General features: G+C 54.9%; 21 protein-coding genes and 2 pseudogenes. 8 read left to right on the top strand and 15 right to left on the bottom strand.

The features are described 5' to 3' along the window. Positions 1-43 precede the first annotated feature (43 nt). The 3 genes and pseudogenes from L2731_RS14750 to L2731_RS14760 all read right to left on the bottom strand — a co-directional run. On the bottom strand, positions 44-310 hold the full coding sequence (locus L2731_RS14750) for a sugar nucleotide-binding protein (protein ID WP_249253934.1): 267 nt from the start codon (positions 308-310) through the stop codon (positions 44-46). A 13-nt stretch (positions 311-323) separates the two neighbouring features. Next, positions 324-476, bottom strand: a pseudogene (locus L2731_RS14755) (dTDP-glucose 4,6-dehydratase); the annotation flags it as partial. 50 nt (positions 477-526) lie between these two features. Continuing rightward, positions 527-637, bottom strand: a pseudogene (locus tag L2731_RS14760) (dTDP-4-dehydrorhamnose 3,5-epimerase family protein); the annotation flags it as partial. Between the two features lie 141 nt (positions 638-778). Between L2731_RS14760 and L2731_RS14765 the strand changes: the two are divergent. The 3 genes from L2731_RS14765 to L2731_RS14775 all read left to right on the top strand — a co-directional run bounded on the left by L2731_RS14765 (position 779) and on the right by L2731_RS14775 (position 4,152). Continuing rightward, positions 779-1,858 (top strand): glycosyltransferase family 9 protein, encoded by a 1,080-nt coding sequence (locus tag L2731_RS14765; protein WP_249253937.1) that lies wholly within the window; start codon positions 779-781, stop codon positions 1,856-1,858. A gap of 118 nt (positions 1,859-1,976) precedes the next feature. Beyond that, a complete protein-coding gene (locus L2731_RS14770) occupies positions 1,977-3,053 on the top strand; it encodes a glycosyltransferase family 9 protein (RefSeq protein WP_249253940.1) in 1,077 nt (358 codons plus the stop codon). Continuing rightward, a complete protein-coding gene (locus L2731_RS14775; protein ID WP_249253942.1) occupies positions 3,043-4,152 on the top strand; it encodes a glycosyltransferase in 1,110 nt (369 codons plus the stop codon). The genes L2731_RS14770 and L2731_RS14775 overlap by 11 nt, the downstream gene beginning before the upstream one ends. Here the strand turns inward: L2731_RS14775 and L2731_RS14780 are convergent. From L2731_RS14780 to L2731_RS14790, 3 genes are all read right to left on the bottom strand, one after another. Next, positions 4,149-4,940 (bottom strand): glycosyltransferase family 2 protein, encoded by a 792-nt coding sequence (locus tag L2731_RS14780; RefSeq protein WP_249253944.1) that lies wholly within the window; start codon positions 4,938-4,940, stop codon positions 4,149-4,151. The two genes, L2731_RS14775 and L2731_RS14780, sit on opposite strands and share 4 nt — an antisense overlap. 207 nt (positions 4,941-5,147) lie before the next feature. Further along, positions 5,148-5,996, bottom strand: coding sequence for a glycosyltransferase (locus L2731_RS14785; protein ID WP_249253946.1), 849 nt, complete (start codon positions 5,994-5,996; stop codon positions 5,148-5,150). Between the two features lie 16 nt (positions 5,997-6,012). Then, positions 6,013-7,140: a glycosyltransferase family 9 protein gene (locus tag L2731_RS14790; RefSeq protein WP_249253948.1), complete on the bottom strand. Its 1,128-nt coding sequence runs from the start codon at positions 7,138-7,140 to the stop codon at positions 6,013-6,015. Positions 7,141-7,454: 314 nt separating this feature from the next. Between L2731_RS14790 and L2731_RS14795 the strand changes: the two genes are divergently transcribed. Beyond that, entirely contained in the window at positions 7,455-8,525 is a 1,071-nt protein-coding gene (locus L2731_RS14795; RefSeq protein ID WP_249253950.1) for a CDP-glycerol glycerophosphotransferase family protein, read from the top strand. Continuing rightward, on the top strand, positions 8,522-8,914 hold the full coding sequence (locus tag L2731_RS14800; protein ID WP_239853731.1) for an FAD synthase family protein: 393 nt from the start codon (positions 8,522-8,524) through the stop codon (positions 8,912-8,914). Before L2731_RS14795 ends, L2731_RS14800 begins: the two co-directional genes overlap by 4 nt. Before the next feature lie 138 nt (positions 8,915-9,052). Here L2731_RS14800 and L2731_RS14805 read toward each other — a convergent pair whose 3' ends face one another. Next, positions 9,053-10,078, bottom strand: coding sequence for a glycosyltransferase family 9 protein (locus tag L2731_RS14805; protein WP_249253953.1), 1,026 nt, complete (start codon positions 10,076-10,078; stop codon positions 9,053-9,055). Positions 10,079-10,342: 264 nt separating this feature from the next. Between L2731_RS14805 and coaD the strand changes: the two genes are divergently transcribed. Then, complete coding sequence (coaD, locus tag L2731_RS14810) at positions 10,343-10,819, top strand: pantetheine-phosphate adenylyltransferase (protein WP_011867486.1); 477 nt, start codon at positions 10,343-10,345, stop codon at positions 10,817-10,819. A 10-nt stretch (positions 10,820-10,829) separates the two neighbouring features. Continuing rightward, positions 10,830-12,335 carry a capsule assembly Wzi family protein gene (locus L2731_RS14815; RefSeq protein WP_249253955.1) on the top strand — a complete coding sequence of 502 codons (1,506 nt, stop codon included), beginning with the start codon at positions 10,830-10,832 and terminating at the stop codon, positions 12,333-12,335. Between the two features lie 124 nt (positions 12,336-12,459). Here the strand turns inward: L2731_RS14815 and mutM are convergent, their stop codons facing one another. The 8 genes from mutM to L2731_RS14855 all read right to left on the bottom strand — a co-directional run bounded on the left by mutM (position 12,460) and on the right by L2731_RS14855 (position 19,486). After that, complete coding sequence (gene mutM / locus L2731_RS14820) at positions 12,460-13,275, bottom strand: bifunctional DNA-formamidopyrimidine glycosylase/DNA-(apurinic or apyrimidinic site) lyase (RefSeq protein WP_249253957.1); 816 nt, start codon at positions 13,273-13,275, stop codon at positions 12,460-12,462. A gap of 23 nt (positions 13,276-13,298) precedes the next feature. Next, positions 13,299-13,751 carry a hypothetical protein gene (locus tag L2731_RS14825; RefSeq protein ID WP_239853718.1) on the bottom strand — a complete coding sequence of 151 codons (453 nt, stop codon included), beginning with the start codon at positions 13,749-13,751 and terminating at the stop codon, positions 13,299-13,301. 63 nt (positions 13,752-13,814) lie between these two features. Beyond that, positions 13,815-14,801, bottom strand: coding sequence for a GTP 3',8-cyclase MoaA (gene moaA, locus L2731_RS14830; protein WP_249253960.1), 987 nt, complete (start codon positions 14,799-14,801; stop codon positions 13,815-13,817). A 61-nt stretch (positions 14,802-14,862) separates the two neighbouring features. Next, complete coding sequence (locus L2731_RS14835) at positions 14,863-16,662, bottom strand: bifunctional molybdopterin-guanine dinucleotide biosynthesis adaptor protein MobB/molybdopterin molybdotransferase MoeA (RefSeq protein WP_249253962.1); 1,800 nt, start codon at positions 16,660-16,662, stop codon at positions 14,863-14,865. 14 nt (positions 16,663-16,676) lie between these two features. Further along, positions 16,677-17,267, bottom strand: coding sequence for a molybdenum cofactor guanylyltransferase MobA (mobA, locus tag L2731_RS14840; protein ID WP_249253964.1), 591 nt, complete (start codon positions 17,265-17,267; stop codon positions 16,677-16,679). Then, entirely contained in the window at positions 17,251-17,967 is a 717-nt protein-coding gene (locus tag L2731_RS14845) for an ATP-binding cassette domain-containing protein (RefSeq protein WP_239853714.1), read from the bottom strand. The genes mobA and L2731_RS14845 overlap by 17 nt, the downstream gene beginning before the upstream one ends. Positions 17,968-17,969: 2 nt before the next feature. Continuing rightward, a complete protein-coding gene (locus L2731_RS14850; protein WP_011867478.1) occupies positions 17,970-18,677 on the bottom strand; it encodes an ABC transporter permease in 708 nt (235 codons plus the stop codon). Beyond that, positions 18,674-19,486, bottom strand: coding sequence for an ABC transporter substrate-binding protein (locus tag L2731_RS14855; protein ID WP_249253966.1), 813 nt, complete (start codon positions 19,484-19,486; stop codon positions 18,674-18,676). Before L2731_RS14855 ends, L2731_RS14850 begins: the two co-directional genes overlap by 4 nt. 231 nt (positions 19,487-19,717) lie before the next feature. Between L2731_RS14855 and L2731_RS14860 the strand changes: the two genes are divergently transcribed. Continuing rightward, a complete protein-coding gene (locus tag L2731_RS14860) occupies positions 19,718-21,148 on the top strand; it encodes a sigma-54-dependent transcriptional regulator (protein WP_239853707.1) in 1,431 nt (476 codons plus the stop codon). Positions 21,149-21,150: the final 2 nt, after the last annotated feature.

Raw genomic sequence — 21,150 nt, forward strand, 5'->3', positions numbered from 1 at the left:
TGGGTGGTCGCTATGGGGAATTGTACCCGATATTGGCGCCCTGTCAGCCCTCTTTCACCAGTTGTTGCAGTACCTGGCTAAGATTCACCTGCCAAGGCTTGGCGGGCAGAATGGTTTGTGATTGGCTGCAATCCAACGCGCTGTAGGGAGGGCGAGGTGCTGGTGCGCCATAGTCTTGGGTGCTGGTGGGGCTAACCTTAGTCGCTTGATCTATTAGGCCCTGGTAGTCCACCCAGTAGTCGTTAGGCTGAGTCGCCTTGAGCGCCTGGGCAACCTGCCCCTGGCGACCGATCACCAATATCTTTCTCATCGTGCCTGGCCCATTAAGACTGCCTCACCACCCGATGACACCACTCCAGATGCATTAGATACCAGTCCAGCGTCTTCTCGAGGCCTTTGACGAAGCTTTCACTTGGCTGCCAGCCCAATTTATTGCTGAGCTTACTGGCATCGATGGCGTAACGGGTATCGTGCCCTGCAGTGAATGGCTCTGATTTTCCTGCACGAAATCGAGATCCACCAGATGCTCCTTAAACCACCGCTCGCGAAAGGTTTCGAAAAAACAGCCGCTCTCATCGCCGAACACCCGAGGTTCGAGCAGCTTAACGTCTGGAATGTTGGTATCGTGGATCTTCATAGTGTCATCCGGCCGGTCAACAGGGCCACAGGTTTTAAAGAAAGTTGGTCCCTATGACGGCCTAATCATGGAACCTAGGGACATTCTACATTAAACTCGTTGCGGATCCTTACTCCCTTACTATTTCTCAGCGGCCCGAATATGAGCTTGAATTTGCAGACTGCCCACTCTTTGTGTCTCTTACGTTTATCCGCCATCGGCGACGTGTGTCATGCGGTGGCCATGGTGCAGGCGATTCAGCGCCAGTATCCCGATCTTAAGATCACCTGGGTGATCGGTAAGGTGGAATATCAGTTGCTTAAGCATCTGCCGGGTATCGAGTTTGTGATCTTCGATAAGTCTCAGGGCTGGCGCAGTTACTTTAACCTCCGCAAGGCGCTTAAGGGACGTAGATTCGATGTGCTGCTACACATGCAGGTGGCGCTGAGGGCAACCATCGCATCCTTGGCCATCTCGGCCAAGGTGCGCTTGGGGTTCGATCGTGCCAGGGCCAAGGAGGGGCAGTGGCTGGTGACCAATCATAGGGTCGAGCCGCTGGCGACTCCCCATGTGCTCGAGGGCTTCATGGGCTTTGCCAAGGCCGTGGGTGTCACGGATCTTGCGCCTAAGTGGAATATTCCTGTGCCCGTCACCGATACTGAATTTGCGCGCGAGCTTATCCCCGATGGAGACAAAACATTGATTATCTGCGCCGCTGCCAGTAAGGCCGAGCGCAACTGGCTGCCCGAGCGTTATGCCAAGGTGGCCGACCATGCGTTGGAGAAAGGCTATCGTGTGCTGCTCTGCGGCGGCCCGGTCTCTATGGAGCGTGAGCTTGCCGAAGCCATTGTTACACATGGCGATGGCCGTATCGAAAATCAGGTGGGTAAGACCTCATTGACACAACTCTTGGCGCTGCTGAAACAGGCGAGCATAGTCCTGGCGCCAGACACTGGGCCGGCTCATATGGCGGTGAGTCAGGGGACGCCCGTGATAGGCCTCTACGCCCACTCCAATCCTGGGCGTACCGGGCCCTACACCTGTTTAGAGAGTGTGGTCAGTGTCTATGATGAGGCAATTACCCAGCAACATTCGGGCGAGGTGCCTTGGGGCAAACGTGCCAAGGGGGCGCATCTGATGGAGATGATCCAGGTGGCACCCGTGATTGCCCAATTTGATCGTTTGGCTAAGGCAAGCCAAGGTGCTCAAGCGACAGAGCCCTCTCAACACGGCAGCCATTAGCCACGAGTTGGCGAATAATGGTAGACTTTAGGTTTGATTGGCTCATCTGGCACCCATCAGTAGAGCCATGCAATGAAGGAAGATGGGGTTTTCCCATTTATTTTTAGGGATATCGTCGATGTCAGTGGCGCCAAAGTTTCTGTTTGTACCTGTCTCCTGTGAAGAGGGGATAGGTGAATATATGCGTTCCACCATAGTGGCCGATGAGATCATGCAACGTTGGCCCGGGGCACAGGTTGAATTTGTGCTCAATAGTCGTGCACCCTATGCCAAGCATTGCCCCTATCCGACACACCTGGTTAATGACACGCCCACCAAGCGGGTGAAAGAGGTGAACCAGCTGGTATCGCAGCTCAAGCCTGACTTAGTGATCTTCGATGCCGCAGGCCGTAAGGCCCAGCTTAAACACGCCAGTCGCAGCGGAGCCAAGGTGGTCTTCGTTAGCCAGCATAAACGCAAGCGGGCCCGTGGCATGAAGCTCGAAAGAGCCTTAGTGACCGACAGCCATTGGGTGGTGCAACCCGAGTTTGTGATTGGTGATATCAGTCGTTTCGAGCGCTTCAAGTTAAACCTGATTAAATGTCCCGAGCCCATCTTTACCGGTTCGATCTTCGCGCGTCCCGATGTCGTCCTGCAGCATGCCTTGTGGGAGCAGTATGGTTTAAAGCCTAAAGGTTATCTTCTCTATAGCGCCGGCTCCGGTGGGCATTATATCGGCTCGACCCTGGCGGCCGAGCGTTTCGCCCAGGTGGCACAGGCCTGTTATCGAGAGACAGGGATCCCCTGTGTCATGGTGTTTGGCCCCAACTATCCCAAGGCTCTGCCTCGGCTAGAGGGCGTCGTGGCCATAGAGCGACTCTCTAGCCTGGAGTTTATCAATTTGCTCGATGGCGCCGCGGGTGCGGTGCTTAGTGGCGGCGACACACTGCTGCAGGCGATTGCCCTCAAGGTGCCGACGCTGGCGGTGGCCGTCTCTAAGGATCAACCCAAGCGGATCGACAGCTGCGTGAAGCGAGGCCTTGCCCTCAGCTGTGATATCGAGCTGGATGCCATGTGTGCTCAGGTGCAGCGGCTGCTCGAGCCCCAGACTGCCGGACAGTTAAGGGCCAATATGGGCAGTGAGGCCGAGGCTAAGGGGCTGGATATCTGCATGGCGGAGATCGCTAGACTCCTGGGGCTGAGCTGTGAGCGGTAAACGTATAGCCCTCGTCATCGATAGTCTGGCGGGGGGCGGTGCAGAGAAGATTGTCCTGACCCTGGCGACCGAGATGAAACGCCTGGGTCACGAACCGCATCTCTTGGTCATCAGCCCGAATTACGACTATGTGGTACCGGAGGGCATACCTCTGCATGTCTGTTTCGATGAACGGGACAGGCACATTATCGCCTGGTGGCGATTGGGGCGCTCGGCTGCTAGGGTGAGGCAGTGGATAGAGGGGATAGAGCAGGCCCATGGTCGCTTCGATCTGATCCTCTCTAATCTGGACAAGAGCAACCTCCTGCTGACTCGAGCCGGCGTCGCGCCCCTCTATATCGTGGTGCATAACTCAATCGAAGAGGAGTTGAAGCGCGAGCGTAAGCTCGGGCCGCTGGCCTATCTCACTATGCTTAGGGCCAAGAAGGCACTCGATGGTCAGGCGTTGATCACCGTTTCCAAAGGGATAGTGAGGGAGATTCGTCAGACCGGGCGAATTGCGCCCCGTAGCATGCGCACCATCTACAACCCTTTCGATGTGGATGCGATAAGGGCAAAAGCGGAAGAGGTGAATCCGGATATCCCCGAGGGGGATTACCTTATCCATGTTGGCCGGGTCGCGCGCCAGAAACGCCACGACATACTGTTTCAGGCGCTTGCCAAGATGCAAAAACCTCTGCCTTTGGTGTTGCTCTGCAATAACCCTAAGAAGGCGATGAAACTGGCCAAGAAACATGGCGTGGCCGATCGCATCATCTGTCCCGGCTTTCAGGCCAATCCCTTTCCTTGGATTAGGCGCGCTAAGCTGCTGGTTTTATCTTCTGATTATGAGGGGTTTGGAAATGTCCTCGCGGAGGGACTCATGTGTGGTACGCCAGTGGTGAGCACTCGATGCCCCCATGGACCCGATGAGATATTGACGGGTGAGTTGGCCGATTATCTTGCGCCGCGGCGGGACAGTGAGGCCTTGAGCCGAAAGATAGATAAGGCCCTATGCCATTATCCGTCTCTTCATCAGTGCGAGATCTTCGATGAGGTCGCTATCGAGCGAATTGTTGCCGATTATCTCAGCCTCTGCGAGCCGCCTTCTCCAGCTTAGCCGCCGAGTTCGTTAATGCCTTGGGCGCAGCGAATCGATCTGTCCTTCAAGGTCGCGTTAAACAACAGGTTATTGTATGCCAGTTGGTGGCGGCAGCTTTCTTCGTGATGAAGATGAAAGGCGACCGCATAGAACTTCACCCGCTTGCGCCACTTGCCGTTGTGATACATACGCAGGGCAAACTCCTTGTCTTCAGGTCCCCATCCCTCGAATGCCTGATTAAAGCCGTTGATCGCCAGGGCATCTTGTCGCCAGAAGCCGAGATTACAGCCGTGTATGCCTTCTATCGAATCGGGGGCGCCCCAGCCAGTTTTCTCGCTTAGCCAACGGCTGCGCAGTGCCAGCTCTCTTCCCCTCGCTATACCCGGCGAGAAGACGCTCGGACGCACATTAGCTGCCAATATCTCTCGGCTTAAGTCTGGCCCCATCTTGACTCGCTTTCCCGTCACCAGGCAGTCGGGTTCGGCGATGGCCAAGTGATCGGCGATAAATTCAGGGTGCAGAACGAGATCGCCATCGATCATTATGATGTAGTCGAAGCTGGTAAGCCCGATGGCGCGATTGCGGCTGGCGGAGAGGCGAAAGCCCCTATCCTCATGCCAGCTGTGGATCAGGGGAACGGGAAAATTGGCTTTGAGTGTGTCGATAAGATCGCGAGTCGCCTGGCCAGAGCCATCGTCGGCGATGATCACCTCGTCGGGGAGGCGGGATTGTTTCTCGACGCTGGCGAGGACGGCATTTAGGGCTGCTGGCCAGTTATAGGTGGTGATAATTAAGCTAATGGACATAAAAATGAGTTAAGTGACAAACTTAAACTCTGTATACCCCATAGCGTGTAACTATACGAATTTATTAGTTTTTATGTTTTCTTTGCGTTGTGGCTGTAATTTTATTGTGGGGAGTGTTGCGCTTTTTTGTCGAGTTTGTGCGCAAATTATGAGCTGAGCGTAAATATAGGGGCGGTATCAACAGCCCCTATATTGTTGTGTGGGTTATCAGTATTTTTGAGCGGGGTGTAGCAGACCAAATATCCAGCTAAGCAGAGGGATAGGGAGCTTGGTTTTTCGTTGCTGCTTGAGCATGTACCAGTGCCAGGCCTGTTGTTTATATTCTAATATTTCTGACGTTGACAGACTCTCTTTATACATGTCGCAGTAGTCGGCAATATACTTGAGTTCTCTCATGGGGATTTTCCCGCGGTAGCCTCTGCCTGCATAATGAATAAAGCTTGCTTCCTGATAATTCTCATTACCTAATAGCGGCATGCGGTTAAAGCGTTTATCTACGCAAACACTTCTTATTTTGTCTCTACGAATCAGATAATTGATATAGGTTTGATCGTAAAATTTCACCTCGTTACAGATCTTCTGCATCTCTTCTGCGCTGGCGCTATCGAACAGACCTGTCTGCTTAGAGACCAATATCATGCCTGAATTAAAATAGATCATCTTGCCATCATCTTGGGGCCAGTCTACTTCGCCAAGCACTTGATTTATTTGGTCTGCCTGTTGTGATCTGTCTATATGCGCGCCCTCATTGAACATGTAAACGGCGTCGAGGTCAGGGCATTGTTCAAAGATATTTTCCGCCCAGGGAGAAATCAGCATGTCGGCGTCTAAATAGAGTACGCGATCATATTCTTTTAAGATTTCTTGCATATATAGCTTTTCAGACCATGCGGGGCTTGCATCAAATTTCTTGTTGTTCACATGGAGCTTGTAGTGAAGCTGATCTGAGATGATGAGATCGGCAGAAACCTTTTCTGCATATTGTTTAAAGCTCGAAATAGCAGCCCGGTACATGGGGTTGTCGCCAATGGCGAGAGTGAAGATAGCTTTTTTCATAATGGAACCTTGGCTGTTATGAAGTTAACTTAGCGCTGACATCTGGCATTTTGGCGAGTGTAGCCATCACCTCATCGACGCCGATATCGCTGACATATCCCTTGCCCATCGAGGCGTATAGCACTTTGGAACTCGCCGTTTCTGGCGGTGCCCAGTAGGGCTTCTTCTGTCGCATCATGGCGATAAGCGGTCGTTGACTGGCGGTGGCGAAATGCATGATGGCGGTTTCTACCGTGATCACCATATCGGCGGCGGCGATCATGGCCGGTAGTTCGAAGAAGTTGTCTTGCACGGTAAAGAGGGCGACCTGGCTGTTTACCAGCCTTGGCTCATTGGCGATCGCCTTAGCCAGGGCGTCATAGTTTTCCGGCGTGCTGTTGACGATGAAACGGCTATCAGGCGCCTGCTCGGTGAGGCGAGCGATCAGCTCAAACAGCTGTGACTGATGCCAGTCGCGCTTCTTGTTGGTCGACAGGTGATTGAGAAAATAGAGCTTGCCCTGAGGCTGGTCGGCAAACTGCTCATTTAGCCAGGTTTGCACCGTCTCGGCATACTCTGGGGCTATGGTCAGCGATGGCATGAAGGCCGACTTGTCCAGCGTCAGCCCGGTAATGCTGTGTAGCAGCTGATAGTAGCGATCGGTAATGTGGTGCTGCTCGCCGAGGGCCGCTACGTCTATCTTAAAGGTCTTATCGCTGTGACGGAAAAACCAGGGATCGAGCAGGCCAGCAAATTTGGACTTGGCCAGGCTGGTGACGATAAAACCCTTGGGGCTGATGCGTCTGGCCAGGGCTGAGAATTGCTCGCTCTTGCTGCCAGAGTGAGTGATCACTAAGTCGTAGCCGAGTGCCTTAGCCGCTTCGACCTGTTGGTCTTGCATCGCCTTGCTGTCACTGCAGCCATAGCTGCGGCTAAAGGCGGGCTCGGCGGCTATCCACTGCTGCATAATCTTGCTGCGCGAGAGACGCCAGCTGTCTTGGTTGTTGCGGTTGTCGTCGAGCCAGATGTCGACCTCTAGGTGCGGCTGTTGCTGCTTGAGTGCCGCCAGAAAGGTCTTGATATAGAGAAAATCGCCCAGTGCCAGCGGTGACATAAAGAGGAGGCGTTTTGCCTGTGCTAATCGCTCATTGGGAATAAGAGACATTGTGCCCTAGCCGATAAAATGAAAGTGGCTTAAGGATACATGGCTTTGAAGGCAGATAAAACCTTGGCCAAGGGCTATTTGCGAGAGGTAAAGCGCTGGTTTCGGATCAGTTTGTGACTCATCGCTTAGAACTCGGCGCTACTGGTCAGGCTTTCGCCTGGAGAGGTGACAAATTGGCTGTAGTATTAATGGAATGTGTTACAATCTGCGCCAGTATGCCCATTGATAGACTGAGGCTGGGTCGAGTGTTTGGTGGCAATTTGCTGTCCCTCGCGCCGGGTCATAGGTTTCTATAACCAGCGAGAAGATTGATTGTGATCTGTTTTGATGTTCTGCATCCATACTATTTGCCGCAGTATTTGCCCGTCATGAAGGAGTTGCAGGCTCGTGGGCAGCTGGTGCGTTTCGTGATCTATCGCAGTCAGGATCAACAGGCGGCGCTCGATGCCCTAGTGGCGCAAAATGCCCTGGAGGCGCATTGGGTCGACTCGCAAGAGGAGGCGCTTGCCTACTACCTGAAAGAGAAACCTAGCTGGGTGATCTTCGGTAATAGTTTCGATGCGGCGGCCAAGCTTAAGGGGATCTGTAAGACCGCCTTGATGCAACATGGCATAGGCCCTAAGGCATGCTATTACACTGTGTCCGAGTCGGATATGGATGTGCGTTTCGTCGAGGGGGAATACCGCCTCAAGCGCCTGCAGCAACTCTATCCTCACAAAACTTTTATCGATACCGGTTATGCCAAACTGGATCCTATCGTTCAGGGCAATGAGACTGGGCTGGATCTGGCGGCGTTAGGTTTAGACCCTGCCAAGCCGACCTTGCTCTATGCCCCAACCTTCTATCCCAGCAGCATTGAGAAGATGGCTAAAGATTGGCCAAGCGCCTTTAGCGAATACAACATATTGCTAAAGCCGCATTATTTTTCCTTGAGCAAGCCCAGCTATAAGAAGCAGAAGCGACTGCTGGAGCATTGGGGAGCCTTCGATAATGTCTATCTGGCTCCTGTGGAGCAGGCAAACCTTTTGCCTTTCATGGCCAGTGCCGATCTCTTGATCAGCGACGCCTCATCGGCGCTATTTGAGTTTGCCGCTCTGGATAAGCCTGTGGTCTGGTGCGACTTCTATCACCTGCGCTGGAGTTATCGCGGCATCCTAAGCTTCCGTTTCAAGAATCGCATGGATGAAGATCTTTACCGCTATGCCGGTGTGGCCGCCCACGCGGCGTCATACAGGGACCTAAAAGCCGCAGTCGATCAGCAGATCGCCGAGCCTGGATCATTTGCCGCCAAGCGGGCGCAGTACACCTTAGAGTTGGCCGGTCAGGTTGATGGCCACTGCAGTCAGCGCATCGTAGATTATCTTTTGTCCGAAGAGGCTTCATGAGAATTATTACTTTCGGGACCTTCGATATGTTTCATATCGGACATCTCAACATTATCGAGCGCGCCAGAGAATTAGGGCAACACCTGACGGTCGGCGTCTCATCGGATGCACTGAATTTCTCCAAGAAACAGCGCTACCCCATCTGTAACGAGCATGACAGAATGCGCATCGTCAAGGCGCTTGCCTGTGTCGATGAGGTATTTCTGGAGGAGTCCCTCGAGCTGAAGGCCGACTATATCAAGGCGCATAAGGCCGATATCCTGGTGATGGGGGATGATTGGCAAGGCAAGTTTGACCATCTCAAGCCTCTGTGTCAGGTCGTTTATCTGCCGCGTACCCCTGCGATATCGACGACTCAGCTGATTGAAGTTGTCAGGGAAATTAAATAGCCATATGGCTGATGAATAATAGAAGCCCTGGGGTGATTACCTGGGGCTTTTTTCATGGGGGAATGACTTCTGCCTTATGCGGGTCTTTGATGGCATTCCCTTCGGTTAGCTCAAACACTTTTTCTCTTCGCCGCTAGCTTAGCCGACAGCCTGCAGCTTCGCATACTGGGTATTAAGAAAGCTGGCGATCTCCTTAGCGGCCAGATCTAAATCGATGAGCGCCATGTTTCTACCTGTCTTTCGACCTATGGGTGGGGTAAAGGCCAAACGCTTATCACTCTGGGTCAGGGTTTGCCAGCGCACCTTGGGTGCCGAGCGCCTGCCCGCATAGAAGCCGACTGTGGGCACATTATGCAGCCTGGCGATATGTAAGGGGCCGGTGGAGCCCGCCATAAACATATCCGCTGCCACCAGAGATTTTGCGAAATCGGCAAGGTTGGTGAGCGGCCTAGCCATCACCACCTTAATCCCCATAGCACTCAGCTGAGCATAGATCTCCTTAGCTAGTTCAATCTCCTGGCCACTGTAGGTCAGCACGAACTTACAGTTTATGTTGGTCAGTCTATCTACCTGCGCCAGTAGGGCCGCAAAGTTCTCTGGGGAGATGCTGTTGGCCGAGCCGCCAGTGCCTGGGTGGGCGAAGATCAGTCGCTCCTCGCCCTGCTGGCCATAGTAGTCCTGCCACATGCTTCTCTCGTGTGAGAGATCCCAGTAGCGTGTCGGCAGCTTAGGTATTGGTATCTGGTGGTCTGCGAGGAAGTGTTCGACCATCATGCAGCTCTTGCGCCAGCCGCCTAGCCCCTTAGGCACAGCTATGCTGGCTCTGTGTCGATACAGATATTGATACCAGTTGAGCTTGGGAGCTAGTTTGTAGGGAATATTGAGCTTACGTAGCAGTCGGTAGGTCCGGATTTGCGAGCGAGATACGATGGCCGCGTCGTAATGGCGAGCGACAAAGGCTTTGGTGATCGCCTTGTCGTCACCGTTGTCTACGATGACATGGTCTACATATGGGCAGGCCTTTGCGAACTCTTTTAGAGCCGGATCGACAAACACCTCTATGCTGGCGTGGGGGAGTGCCTGCTTAAGCTGGTAGGGTGCGGGCCAGGTGTTAACGAAATCGCCAATTTTGTCATTTCGAATGACTAGTACGCTCTTAATCATATGAAAACTTATCTGATGGGGGATTGTTATTCGCTACGACAGAATGCTTAAAACAAGCGTGCGGAGAATGACGGTCAATCTTGTTTATCATAGCATCGGCGTGAGCCTCACTAGGTATCTTCCCATGGCATTTTTACACTAATGATACAAACTGTAGCTTCTAACGATTTTTTCACCAATAAACAATTCGATGCCGGTGGTTCAATCCCGGAGGGAAACTCGTTAAACTAGGCGCCATTACGACGCGAATTAGGTCTGCTAAACATGCACACGAAAGCCATTTATCCCGGAACATTCGATCCTGTCACTAACGGTCATACCGACCTCATCGAGCGTGCGGCGAAATTGTTTAAGCAGGTGGTGATCGGCATAGCCGCTAACCCCTCAAAACAGCCTAGGTTTAGTCTGGAGGAGCGGGTCAAGCTGGTGAAGCGGGTGACCGAGCATCTGGACAATGTCGAGGTGGTTGGCTTTAGTGGTCTGCTGGTGGACTTTGCTAAGGAGCAAAATGCCAGCGTCCTGGTGCGTGGCTTGCGGGCGGTGTCAGATTTCGAATATGAGTTTCAGCTTGCCAACATGAACAGGCGCCTGAGCGCCGATCTGGAAAGCGTATTCTTAACGCCGGCCGAAGAGAACTCGTTTATCTCTTCGACCCTGGTGAAAGAGGTGGCATTACACGGTGGTGATGTCAGTCAATTTGTGCATGAAGAAGTAGCCAAAGCGCTGCAAAAAAAGGATTAATTTGCCCGTCATGATGGAAAAAATCAAAGCTTATGTTGTAGGAGGGGTCGCGGCGCTAAGCCTGCTGATCGCCTCTTTAGCGAGTGCGGCTCCCTGGGTCGATGTGTCTGATATCTATCTCAGAGCCGATATTCAGGCGCTCGCCGACGCCGGTGTCATTACAGTGCCGGTAAATACTTACCCCCTGATGTGGTCTGGGATTGGGAGCGATCTGAGCAAGGTGGAACCCTCAGTGCTGTCGCCGGGTCTCGCCACCGCGTTTGCCCGGGTGAACTTCTACTATCGCAACGCCGTTGAGAATCGCGGCAACACCCGCATCAAGGCGGCCGGTGGCAGCGATCCGGCGCGCTTCCAGCATTTCGGTTCTGACTATCGCGAGAAGGCAGAGGTGCAGGCGTCCCACGAGTATTTGGGTGACAGATTTGCCTTCAAAGTCGCGGCCTCGGCCCACTATGATCCCATGGATGAGAAAGAAATTCGCCTGGATGACTCCTATTTTGCGGTCGCCCTGGGTAACTGGATGGTAACGGCCGGCGCCGTGGATCAATGGTGGGGACCGGGATTCGATACCGCGCTGCATCGCTCCAACAACGCCCGTCCGCTGCCTAGCCTGATGCTAAGCCGCAATAACGCCGCGGCGTTCGAGACGCCCTGGCTCTCCTGGATAGGCCCATGGACATTGACCACTGGCATCAGCTATCTGGAAGAAGAGCGTGCCGTTGCCAATCCGCTGCTGTGGAACTTTCGCGGTACCATTCGCCCCTTGAGACAGCTGGAGATGGGGATCTCATGGACCACCATGTTCTGTGGTGAGGACGAGGAGTGCGGCCTATCTACCCTGTTCGATGCCATCGCCGGTAATACCACCTGTGTGAATGGTGAGGCGAGCTGTGATCCTGCCTTGCAGTCTAAGATAGGCAACCAGATGGCGGGCTTCGATATTCGTTACGCCGATACCTGGTTCGATATTCCGGTAGGCCTCTATTTAGAGCGCACCTGTGAAGACTCGAGCGGCCCCATGCCGTGGGACCTGGCCGACTGCGCCAAGCTGTTCGGTGCCGATACCCGTTTCGAGTTCGACTCGCAGCAGTATAAACTCTTCTTCGAGTACTCAGATACTATGGTGGCCTGTGGTGAGAACCAGAATGCCTTTAACTGCTTCTACGAGCACAGTACCTATAAGAGTGGCTCGCGCTACTATGGCCGCTCGCTCGGCAGCACCTATGACAGCGACGCCAACGTGTATGTGTTGGGGCTTATCGGTCAGTTTGCCAATAGCCATGGTTTCACCTCTCTGCTGCGCTTCGCTCAGCTGAACAAGGATGGTAAAACCGTCAATAATGGTTGGGCACCTCAGCCGCGAAAGGAAGATCTGCTGATGCTAGAGCTTAGCTATCGCCTGCCGATCTGGAAGGGGATGATGAGCCTGGGCGGCACTGTGTCTCAGTCAGAATTTGAGGTGGAAGACAAGGATACCAATGCGACCCTGTTCGGCAGCTATGAGTATCGCTTCTAAATGTTTAGAATAGTTGTTTAGCTAAGGCTTTAGCTGAAAACGAGTAATTAAAAAGGCTGACATCTTGTCAGCCTTTTTGCTTTTCGCTGCAGGGATTTGCTCAGGCTGGTTATCCAGGCTGGGCTTAGCGTGGCTGACACAGACCGCAGAAGACGGTGGCCCTTTGGCTGAGTTTTATCTCGCTCAGCAGGTTGCCGCATTGGGTGCAGGTCTCGCCGCCACGGCCATAGACATGTAGCTTCTGGGCGAAATAACCAGGTTTTCCCTCGGCGTTGGTGAAATCTTTTAGAGTGGTTCCCCCCTGTTTGATCGCCTGAGTCAGTATCTGTTTCACCTCGGCAACCAGCACGGTTAGCCGCTCCATATCGATGCGGCCAGCCTCGGTCTGTGGATGTATGCCGGCGGCAAACAGGGCCTCGTTGGCGTAGATATTCCCCACGCCTACTACTACATGGTTGTCCATCAGGCACAGCTTGATCGCCTTCTTCTTGCCCTCCAGGGCCTTGGCCAGATAGTCGACATTGAAGCCCGATTGCAGAGGCTCTGGGCCTAGTTTGGCCAGCAAGGGGTGGGCGGCTTCTGGCAGCTCGCACCAGAGCCAGGCGCCGAAGCGTCTGGGATCGTTAAACCTGAGCACCTTGCCGCTGGCAAGTTCCAGATCGATATGGTCATGCTTCTCCACTGGCGTCGACTTGGGCAGAATTCGCAGGCTGCCGGACATGCCAAGGTGAACTATGGTGGTGCCGGCATCGGTATCCAGCAGCAGGTATTTGGCGCGGCGGCGTATGCCTCTGATGGTCTGTCCCACTATCTGCTGGGCTACCTCGGGTACGGGCCAGCGCAGCGATGCGTTGCGCACGGTTAATCCCGTGACCTCCTGATCCAGCAGGTGGGGGGAGATCCCTTGGCGGGTCACTTCGACTTCGGGGAGTTCGGGCATATAAATCTCTTCGTTTAACTTGTTTAGGGGTTATCGAGCTTGAGGATCGGCGCAAGCTGCGGGCGCAGACTCGGCGGAACCTGGTACCAATTACCGGCGGGAGAGCTGAGTAGCCCCTCACCGGGATAGAAGAGCCAGAGCTGCGGCGTCTCTATGTCGCGGATCTGCAGCACCAGTTCGTGGGCTTGTGTGCTTAGGTCTGTGGGCTTAGCGATAGGAGAGACCAGTATGCCTCCCCAGGCCTCAGCCCACTGGCGGCAGTTGAGCACCTGAGGGTCACACTGCCAGCCAAAGCCCTGCTCGGCCAGCCAGAGGTCATCATATTGCAGCTGAGCCAGCGGCGCCTGTTGATCGAACAGTGGCTGGGCGTCATCAGGGATCGTCTGGCGTTGACGATCTAAAAAGGTGAGTATCGCCACCATGGCGATGGAGGCGAAGATGATGATGTTATTCCATTTTCTTCTGGTCAGGGCCATCTCGAGTCAGCATCAATCAATGTAAGATGTGTACGAGTCTATCATCGAAAATGGCCCAGGGCATCAGCCGCCGGTGGCATTCATAAAGCGCAGGATCTGGGTGTCGCCCTCGGGGCCGAAGTGGTGCTCCTTGGGTTTGTGCTTAATCCCCTCGAGAATCGCCTGTTTCAGGCGCGCGATATCGCCCGGGTATTCTCTGACGATCGCCTTGAGATCTACCGAGTTTTCATTGCCCAGGCAGAGCAGCAGGCGTCCCTCAACCGTGACACGCACCCGGTTACACTCGTGGCAAAAGTTATTGCTGTGGGGCGAGATGAAGCCTACATGTATGCTGCTGCCGGGCATGGTGTAGTAGCGGGCCGGGCCGCCTGTACGCTTGTCGGAGACGCTGAGTGGATAGCGCTGGCCGATGATCGCCTTGACCTCGTCGCTGCTACAGTGGCGGCTCTTCTTGCGCTCGTCGATGATCCCAAGGGGCATCTCCTCGATGAAGGCGATATCCAGTTCGCGCTCGCGGCAAAACTCGATGAGATCCAATACCTCATCGTCATTCTGACCGCGCAGGATCACGGCATTGATCTTGATGCGCTTGAAGCCAGCGGCCTTGGCGGCATCGATCCCCTGGATCACCCGCTCCAGATTGCCGTTGCGGGTCAGCTGGGTAAACAGCTCGGGTTTTAGGGTATCTAAGCTGATGTTGAGGCGGCTCAGGCCCGCCTCATGCATCTTGCTGGCAAACTTACTCAGGCGCGAGCCATTGGTGGTCATGGACAGCTCTTTGAGGCCGGGAAGCTGGCCCAGCAGTTTGACCAACTGGTCGCAATCGGTGCGCACCAGGGGCTCGCCGCCGGTGAGGCGGATCTTCTTGACCCCCAGCTCGGTAAAGGCCTGACCTATCCAGGCCAGCTCCTCCAGGCTGAGCACCTGCTCTCTGTCGAGAAAGCAGGGATCTTCACTCATGCAGTAGACGCAGCGAAAATCGCATCTGTCGGTCACCGAGAGGCGGAGATATTCGACCGTACGGCCAAAGGTATCGACGATTAAACTCATACAGAATCACCTAGGGCGGCGGGTAAGGGCTGCTTGCCCGCCTGGCTGTTGCTATTGTCGTCTATAAGAGATCGGAAAAGGGTTGAATATAAACGGTATCGCCCACGTTGAGCTGCTCATCTTTCTCGGCGATCACGATAAGGCAGTTTCCCTTCACCATTGAGCTCAACATGCCTGAGCCCTGGGCCCCCGTGCTGGTGACATGTAGGCGGCCATCGCTGCCCAGATGATAGATGCCACGGGTGAACTCGGTACGGCCGCTGCGGCTGCGTAGCGCACAGTCGGCGATGGCGGGCACCAATGTCGGTGCCCATTCCAGTTCTCCCGCCAACTTGCGCAGCGCCGGCTGCACGAATTGCATGAAGGAGACCATCACGGCCACAGGGTTGCCCGGTAGGCCGAAGAAGAGGCTATCGCCTATCTGACCGAAGGCCAGGGGTCTGCCCGGACGCATGTTGATGCGCCAGAAGTTGATCTGTCCCACCTTGGCGAGCGCCAACTTGATGAAGTCGGCATCGCCTACCGAGACTCCACCCGAGCTTATTACCACATCGGCCTGCTGCGCCGCGCCTTGCAGGGCGTCAATGAGCGCTGCCTCGCTATCTTCGATGATACCGAGGTCGATCACCTCACAGCCCAGCTGTTTCACCATGGACTTGATGGTGAAGCGGTTGGAATCGTAGATGCAGTTGGGTTTCAATGGCTCGCCCGGCTGGCATACCTCGTCACCTGTTGAGAATACCGCGACCTTAGGGCGACGATATACGGGCAGCCTGCCGAAGCCGAGCGAGGCCAGCATGCCCTGATGGGCGGCCTTGAGTCTGTTTCCGGCCCCCAGCGCCGTGTGATCCTTGGCGATATCTTCACCGGCCTGGCGAACGTGTTGCCCCAGGCTGATCTTGCCCTGGAAGCTGACGGCGTCGCCGCGATCCTCTGCCATCTCTTTCATCTGCACAGTATCGGCACCCTCAGGCATGGGGGCGCCCGTCATGATGCGCACCGCCTCGCCGGGCTTGAGTGTGCCCTGATAGCTGTGACCGGCCATCACATCGCCCACCAAGGTGTAGCTGGCTAGCATGGGATCTGAATAGGCGAAGGCGAAACCGTCCATCGCCGAGTTGGTATGTTGGGGCACGTCCACCGGCGAGATGGCATCCTCGGCCAAAACCCTGTCTGTGCTGTCATCGATGGCCACCTCTTCGCTGGCAGAGACTGGCGTGACATAAGAAAGAATTTTATCTATCCCCTGTCTCACCGACAGCGTCTTGCTGGTATCGAGTTCGCAGCCGCACTCGGGCGCGAGGGGGAGCGATGGCGTGCAGGGTCGCCAGTTGTTGGCGTATTCGATAACGAAGTCGGCTATCTGGCCCACATCGTTGATATCTAAGCGTCTAAGGTCTGAAGGCAGCTCAGTCTCGTCGCAGCAGGCAATGGCCTGAATGTTGTCGTCATGGGTATGGATAAAAGGTTTGCCATGGGCGGCGCGGTGAAGCTCTATCTTGGGCAGGGCCAGCTTCTTGAAGCCCTCCACCAGGACGATATCTACTTTATCGGCTTCAATTTGCGCCAGCAGGTGGGGTAGTTCTGGCGCATCCTCTACCGGATCTTCCGTCATCAGCGCCCAACGCACGTGGGAGGCGACCAGCATCTGGCGGGCACCAGCCTTGCGCATCTCGTAGCTGTCCTTGCCGGGAATATCCACATCGAAGTTATGATGAGCGTGTTTGACAACGGCTAGACGCAGGCCCCGGTGATTGAGTTCGGGGATCAGCTTCTTTAGCAGTGTAGTCTTGCCTGTGCCACTGTAGGCGCAAAATCCGAGGACGGGGATCGGCAGTGGATTGTTAAACGGTACGCTCATGTACACCTCTATTTTTAGTGGGCAATTGCCTCGGAAAGTTGTTGTTTTTGTTCTGGCGTGTTGACGTTCACGAACGCATTGGGCTGATCGGAGAAGTCACACACCACGCAGTGGTGTTTGGCATACCAGAAATCGATCTTACGCTCGCCTGCATCTAAGAAGGCCTTCATTGATTCTCGCAGCGCCGGTTTCATCAGTAGCACCACAGGTTGTTCTCGCTTGCCGTCGCTGGCCACGGCCATCTCGGCCCCTTGGGTCTCTATGGCGGCGAGCATGCGCGGCACCAGATCCGTCGGCAGCAGCGGACAGTCACAGGGCACCACCATAAGGTAGTCGGCCTGGGTCTGCCCCAGTGCGGTGATCATGCCGGCCAGCGGCCCCAGATAACCCGAGTCTTCGTCGCTCAGTACCGGATAACCAAACTCAGCATAGCGGTCCTGATTGCGATTTGCGTTGATCAGGATCTGCTTAACCTGAGGTTTTATCCTGTCGATTGCGTGTTTTATCATCGGCTGATCGTTTAACTCGACCAGTCCCTTGTCGTTGCCGCCCATGCGTCTGGCCATGCCGCCGGCAAGGATCACGGCATCAATTTGCGGTGACATATCTCAGCTCCTGCTGTGATGGGGTGAAGGGGCGCTCATCAAGGCTTGATGGGCTGACCTGAATAGCCTGGTTTTGGATCTGCCAGGTCTGCTCGCACAGGCCTGTGAGCAAGCAGCTCTGATGGCTGGAAATCAGCATGCCTGTGCCTTGCTGTTTAAGATGGCTGACCATGGTGAGCACCAGTTGCTGGGACAGCTTGTCCATGTTGGAGGTGGGCTCGTCCAGCATCAGCAGGTGCGGGCGCATGATCCAGGCGCGGGCGATGGCCAGGCGTTGACGCTCGCCGCCGGAGAGGCTTGCGGCTCTCTGGTTGAGCAGGCCGCCAAGCTGGGCCATCTCGATAGCCGTCTGGGTACGCGAGGCGATCTCCTGTTCCGTCATGTCGCAAAGGGGCTGCACATAGTTGAGGTTGTAGGCCACGCTACCGTCAAACAGATAGGGGTGTTGGTGCAGATAGACCGCCTTGCCCAGCAAGGGATTGCGGCGCCACCAGGGGGTAGGCGCAAAGCCTTCTGTGTGGATCTCACCTAGGCTTGGTGCCTGTAGACCAGCTAGCATCTTCATCAGGGTCGTCTTGCCGCTGCCATTGTCACCCTGCAGGTGTATGGTCTGATGTTGGGCCAGACTGAGGCGATCGAAGCGGTATAACAGGCGGCTGCCGAAGCGCATCTCTATGTTGTTGGCGATGATCTTGACCATGATTAAAGGCTCCTCGGTTCGGCTCTGCCCCTGAGGGTCCCGAGCGTGAAGTTGAGCACTAAGGCCAGGATAAGCAGTACTAGTCCCAGGGCGATGGCCTGGGCGAAGTCGCCCTTGCTGGTTTCCAGGGCGATGGCGGTGGGGATATTTCGGGTGACACCGGCGATGTTGCCGCCCACCATCATGGAACAACCCACCTCGGTGAGGATGCGGCTAAAGGCCGCGACTATGGCCATCAATAGCGGTACCTTGAGTTCCCGGCACACCAGCCAGACGGAACGCAGCCAGGAGGCACCTAAGGTGCGTGAGGTTTCCCAGGCACGCTTGTCTACGCTGGTAAAGGCGGCCTGACTCATGGCGATTAACACGGGGGCGCAGATCATCATCTGTCCCAGTATCATGCCTTTCTGGGTAAATAGCCATTTTAGATCGCCCAGTGGGCCCATGCGGGTAAGCATCAGATAGACCAAGAGGCCGATCACCACTGTGGGGATAGATTGGGTCGTCTGTACCAGATTCGTTGCAAACCAGCGTCCGGGGAAGCGGGCGAAGGCCAGCACGAAGCCCAGTATCATAGAGGGAATAAGGGTGATCGCCAGCGCAGCCAGAGAGACAGAAAAGGAGACGCTGACGATAGACCAAACATCGGGATCTAATGAAAACAGCAGGCTCAACGCCTGCTGTATTAGGGCTAACCAGCCTTCACTCATTCGCTATATGTTGCCTTAAATAGTTGCTCACCCTGTACGGTGTAGCTGTTAATCATGCCTTGGGCTTCGTTGCCGATCAGCCAGTCACTCAGTGCCTTAGCACCTTTGTGGTTAAGATCTGGGTATTTCTCAGGGTTGATCAACATGATTTGATAGGGGTTCGCCAGTGTCTTACCGCCATCATAGTCAACCGCGAGATCTAACTTAGCCTTGTAGGCAACGAAAGTACCACGGTCAGACAATGTGTAGGCTTGAAGCTCGTTGGCCATCAGCAGTGTCTTACCCATGCCTTGGCCCACGGCGCGGTAGCCGTTAAATGTTGGCTCGACCTTGGCGCCTTTCCAGATGATCAACTCTTTCATGTTGGTACCTGAGTTGTCACCGCGAGAGACGAAGCCCACGCCAGAATCGGCTATTTTAGCAAAGGCCTCTTCGGCTGTCTTACTGCTACGGATCTTAGCTGGGTCATTTTTCGGGCCCAAGATCACAAAATCGTTTTCCATGATACCGCGTGGCATCATGCCATAGCCTTCATTAACGAATTTGGCTTCGGCAGCCGGGGCGTGAGTCATCACCACGTCCACGTCGCCCTGACGAGCAAGTTTAAGTGCTTTACCAGTACCTGTTGCAATTACCTGTACCTTGTAGCCAGACTCCTGCTCGAACTTAGGCAGTAGGTGCTTGAGTAGGCCAGAGTTTTCTGTGCTGGTAGTGGTGGCCAGTTTGATCACCTCTTCTGCCTGGGCAGAGGTTAATGTTAGGGCACTGGCGACGATCGCTAGGCTGATTATTGATTTTAGCTTTAGCATTTTTGCTCCTTGGCATCTGCTTGAGTGCGTGATTTTGCCGAGATCACGCGGATCATGTGTAAATAACGAGACTGTTTCAGCAAAAACAGTGCCAGATCCATTATCTGCAAAAAAAGCTCACAAGTTGCCAACAAAGTGTGAAGCAGATCGCAAGCTCGGTAAATTGTCTCCAGACATAATGTCCCAGAGCGCGATTCTACTGGTTCAGGGTGACCAATTGGCCGAGGTTTGATGCTAGAATCTGTTCAATATGAGTCAAAATGTCCAAAAGAAGACAATATGAGCCAGCCCAATAAAGAGATGAAGCCCCTACCTTCCGCCGTATCTGTGCTTATCGTCGACGATGAGCCGGGCATGCGCAGCTTTCTGAAGAAGGCGCTGTCGAAGAAGTTTGCCCTGGTGGAAACCGCCGGCAGCGTCGAAGATGCCGAGCAGCTCAGGAGCCGCTGTCACTTCGATCTGCTGATCGTCGATATTCGCCTGCCGGGCCGTTCCGGCATCGAGTGGGACGAGGCGCTGAGCGATCAGGAGCGGCGCTCAGACATCATCTTCATGACCGGCTATGCCGATATGGACGTGGCCATCAAGGCGCTGCGCGCCGGTGCCTCCGACTTCATCATGAAACCCTTCCACCTTGAACAGATGATGAAGGCGGTGGATCGTTGCATCGAGCGTCGCCTGCTTAAGCGCGAAAACCTCATGCTGCGCCGCGAGGTCTCCATCGGCCAATCCTCCACCATCATAGGCAGCAGCGATGCCATGATGGAGGTGAAACATGTGATCGAGAGAGTGGCGCCCACCAACGCAGTTATTCTGATCGAAGGCGAATCAGGCACGGGTAAGGAGCTGGTGGCCAGACAGCTGCATCTGCTCAGCGGTCGTCAGGGACCATTCGTGCCAGTCAACTGTGGCGCTATCGCCCCCGAACTGCTGGAGAGTGAGCTCTTCGGCCATGCCGCCGGCTCCTTCACCGGCGCTAAGGGTAACCGTGAAGGTTTGTTCAGCTTCGCCTCGGGCGGCACCATCTTCCTCGACGAGATCGGCGAGATGCCGCTCAAGATGCAGACGGCCCTGCTGAGGGTGCTGGAGCAACGCACCATACGCCCCGTGGGCAGCGAGAAAGAGATCAATATCGATGTCCGGGTGCTGGCGGCCACCAACCGCAAGCTGGCGGACGAGGTGGAGGCCGGTAACTTCAGACGCGATCTCTTCTATCGACTCAATGTGCTCGACATAGTGATCCCGCCGCTGCGGGAACGCCCGGAAGATGTGGTGGAGCTGACCCATCACTTCACCCGCCTGCTGGCCGCCGAGCTGGGGGTCAAGGAGGTGGTATGGAGCCACGAGGATATGCTCAAGCTGCAACAGCATGAGTGGCCGGGCAACATACGTGAGCTGCGCAACATGATAGAGCGCTGTATCCTCCTGGGTAAGCCGCCGGCGGAATATTGGAAGCAGCAGCCTAAGTCAGAGGTGGCGGGCGAGCTGGGTTATCCCCTTGACTGGTCGCTTAAAGAGGTGGAGAAACACCATGTGACCTCGGTAGTCGACCTGTATCAGGGCAATAAGTCTGCCGCCGCGCGCGATCTCGGAGTTTCCCGTAAGACACTGGATCGTAAATATAAAGAGTGGTTCGAACTCAATAACCTCGAGGAAGAATAACC

It is taken from the genome of Shewanella aquimarina (genome assembly GCF_023349185.1).
GTDB classification, from domain to species: Bacteria; Pseudomonadota; Gammaproteobacteria; order Enterobacterales; family Shewanellaceae; genus Shewanella; species Shewanella aquimarina.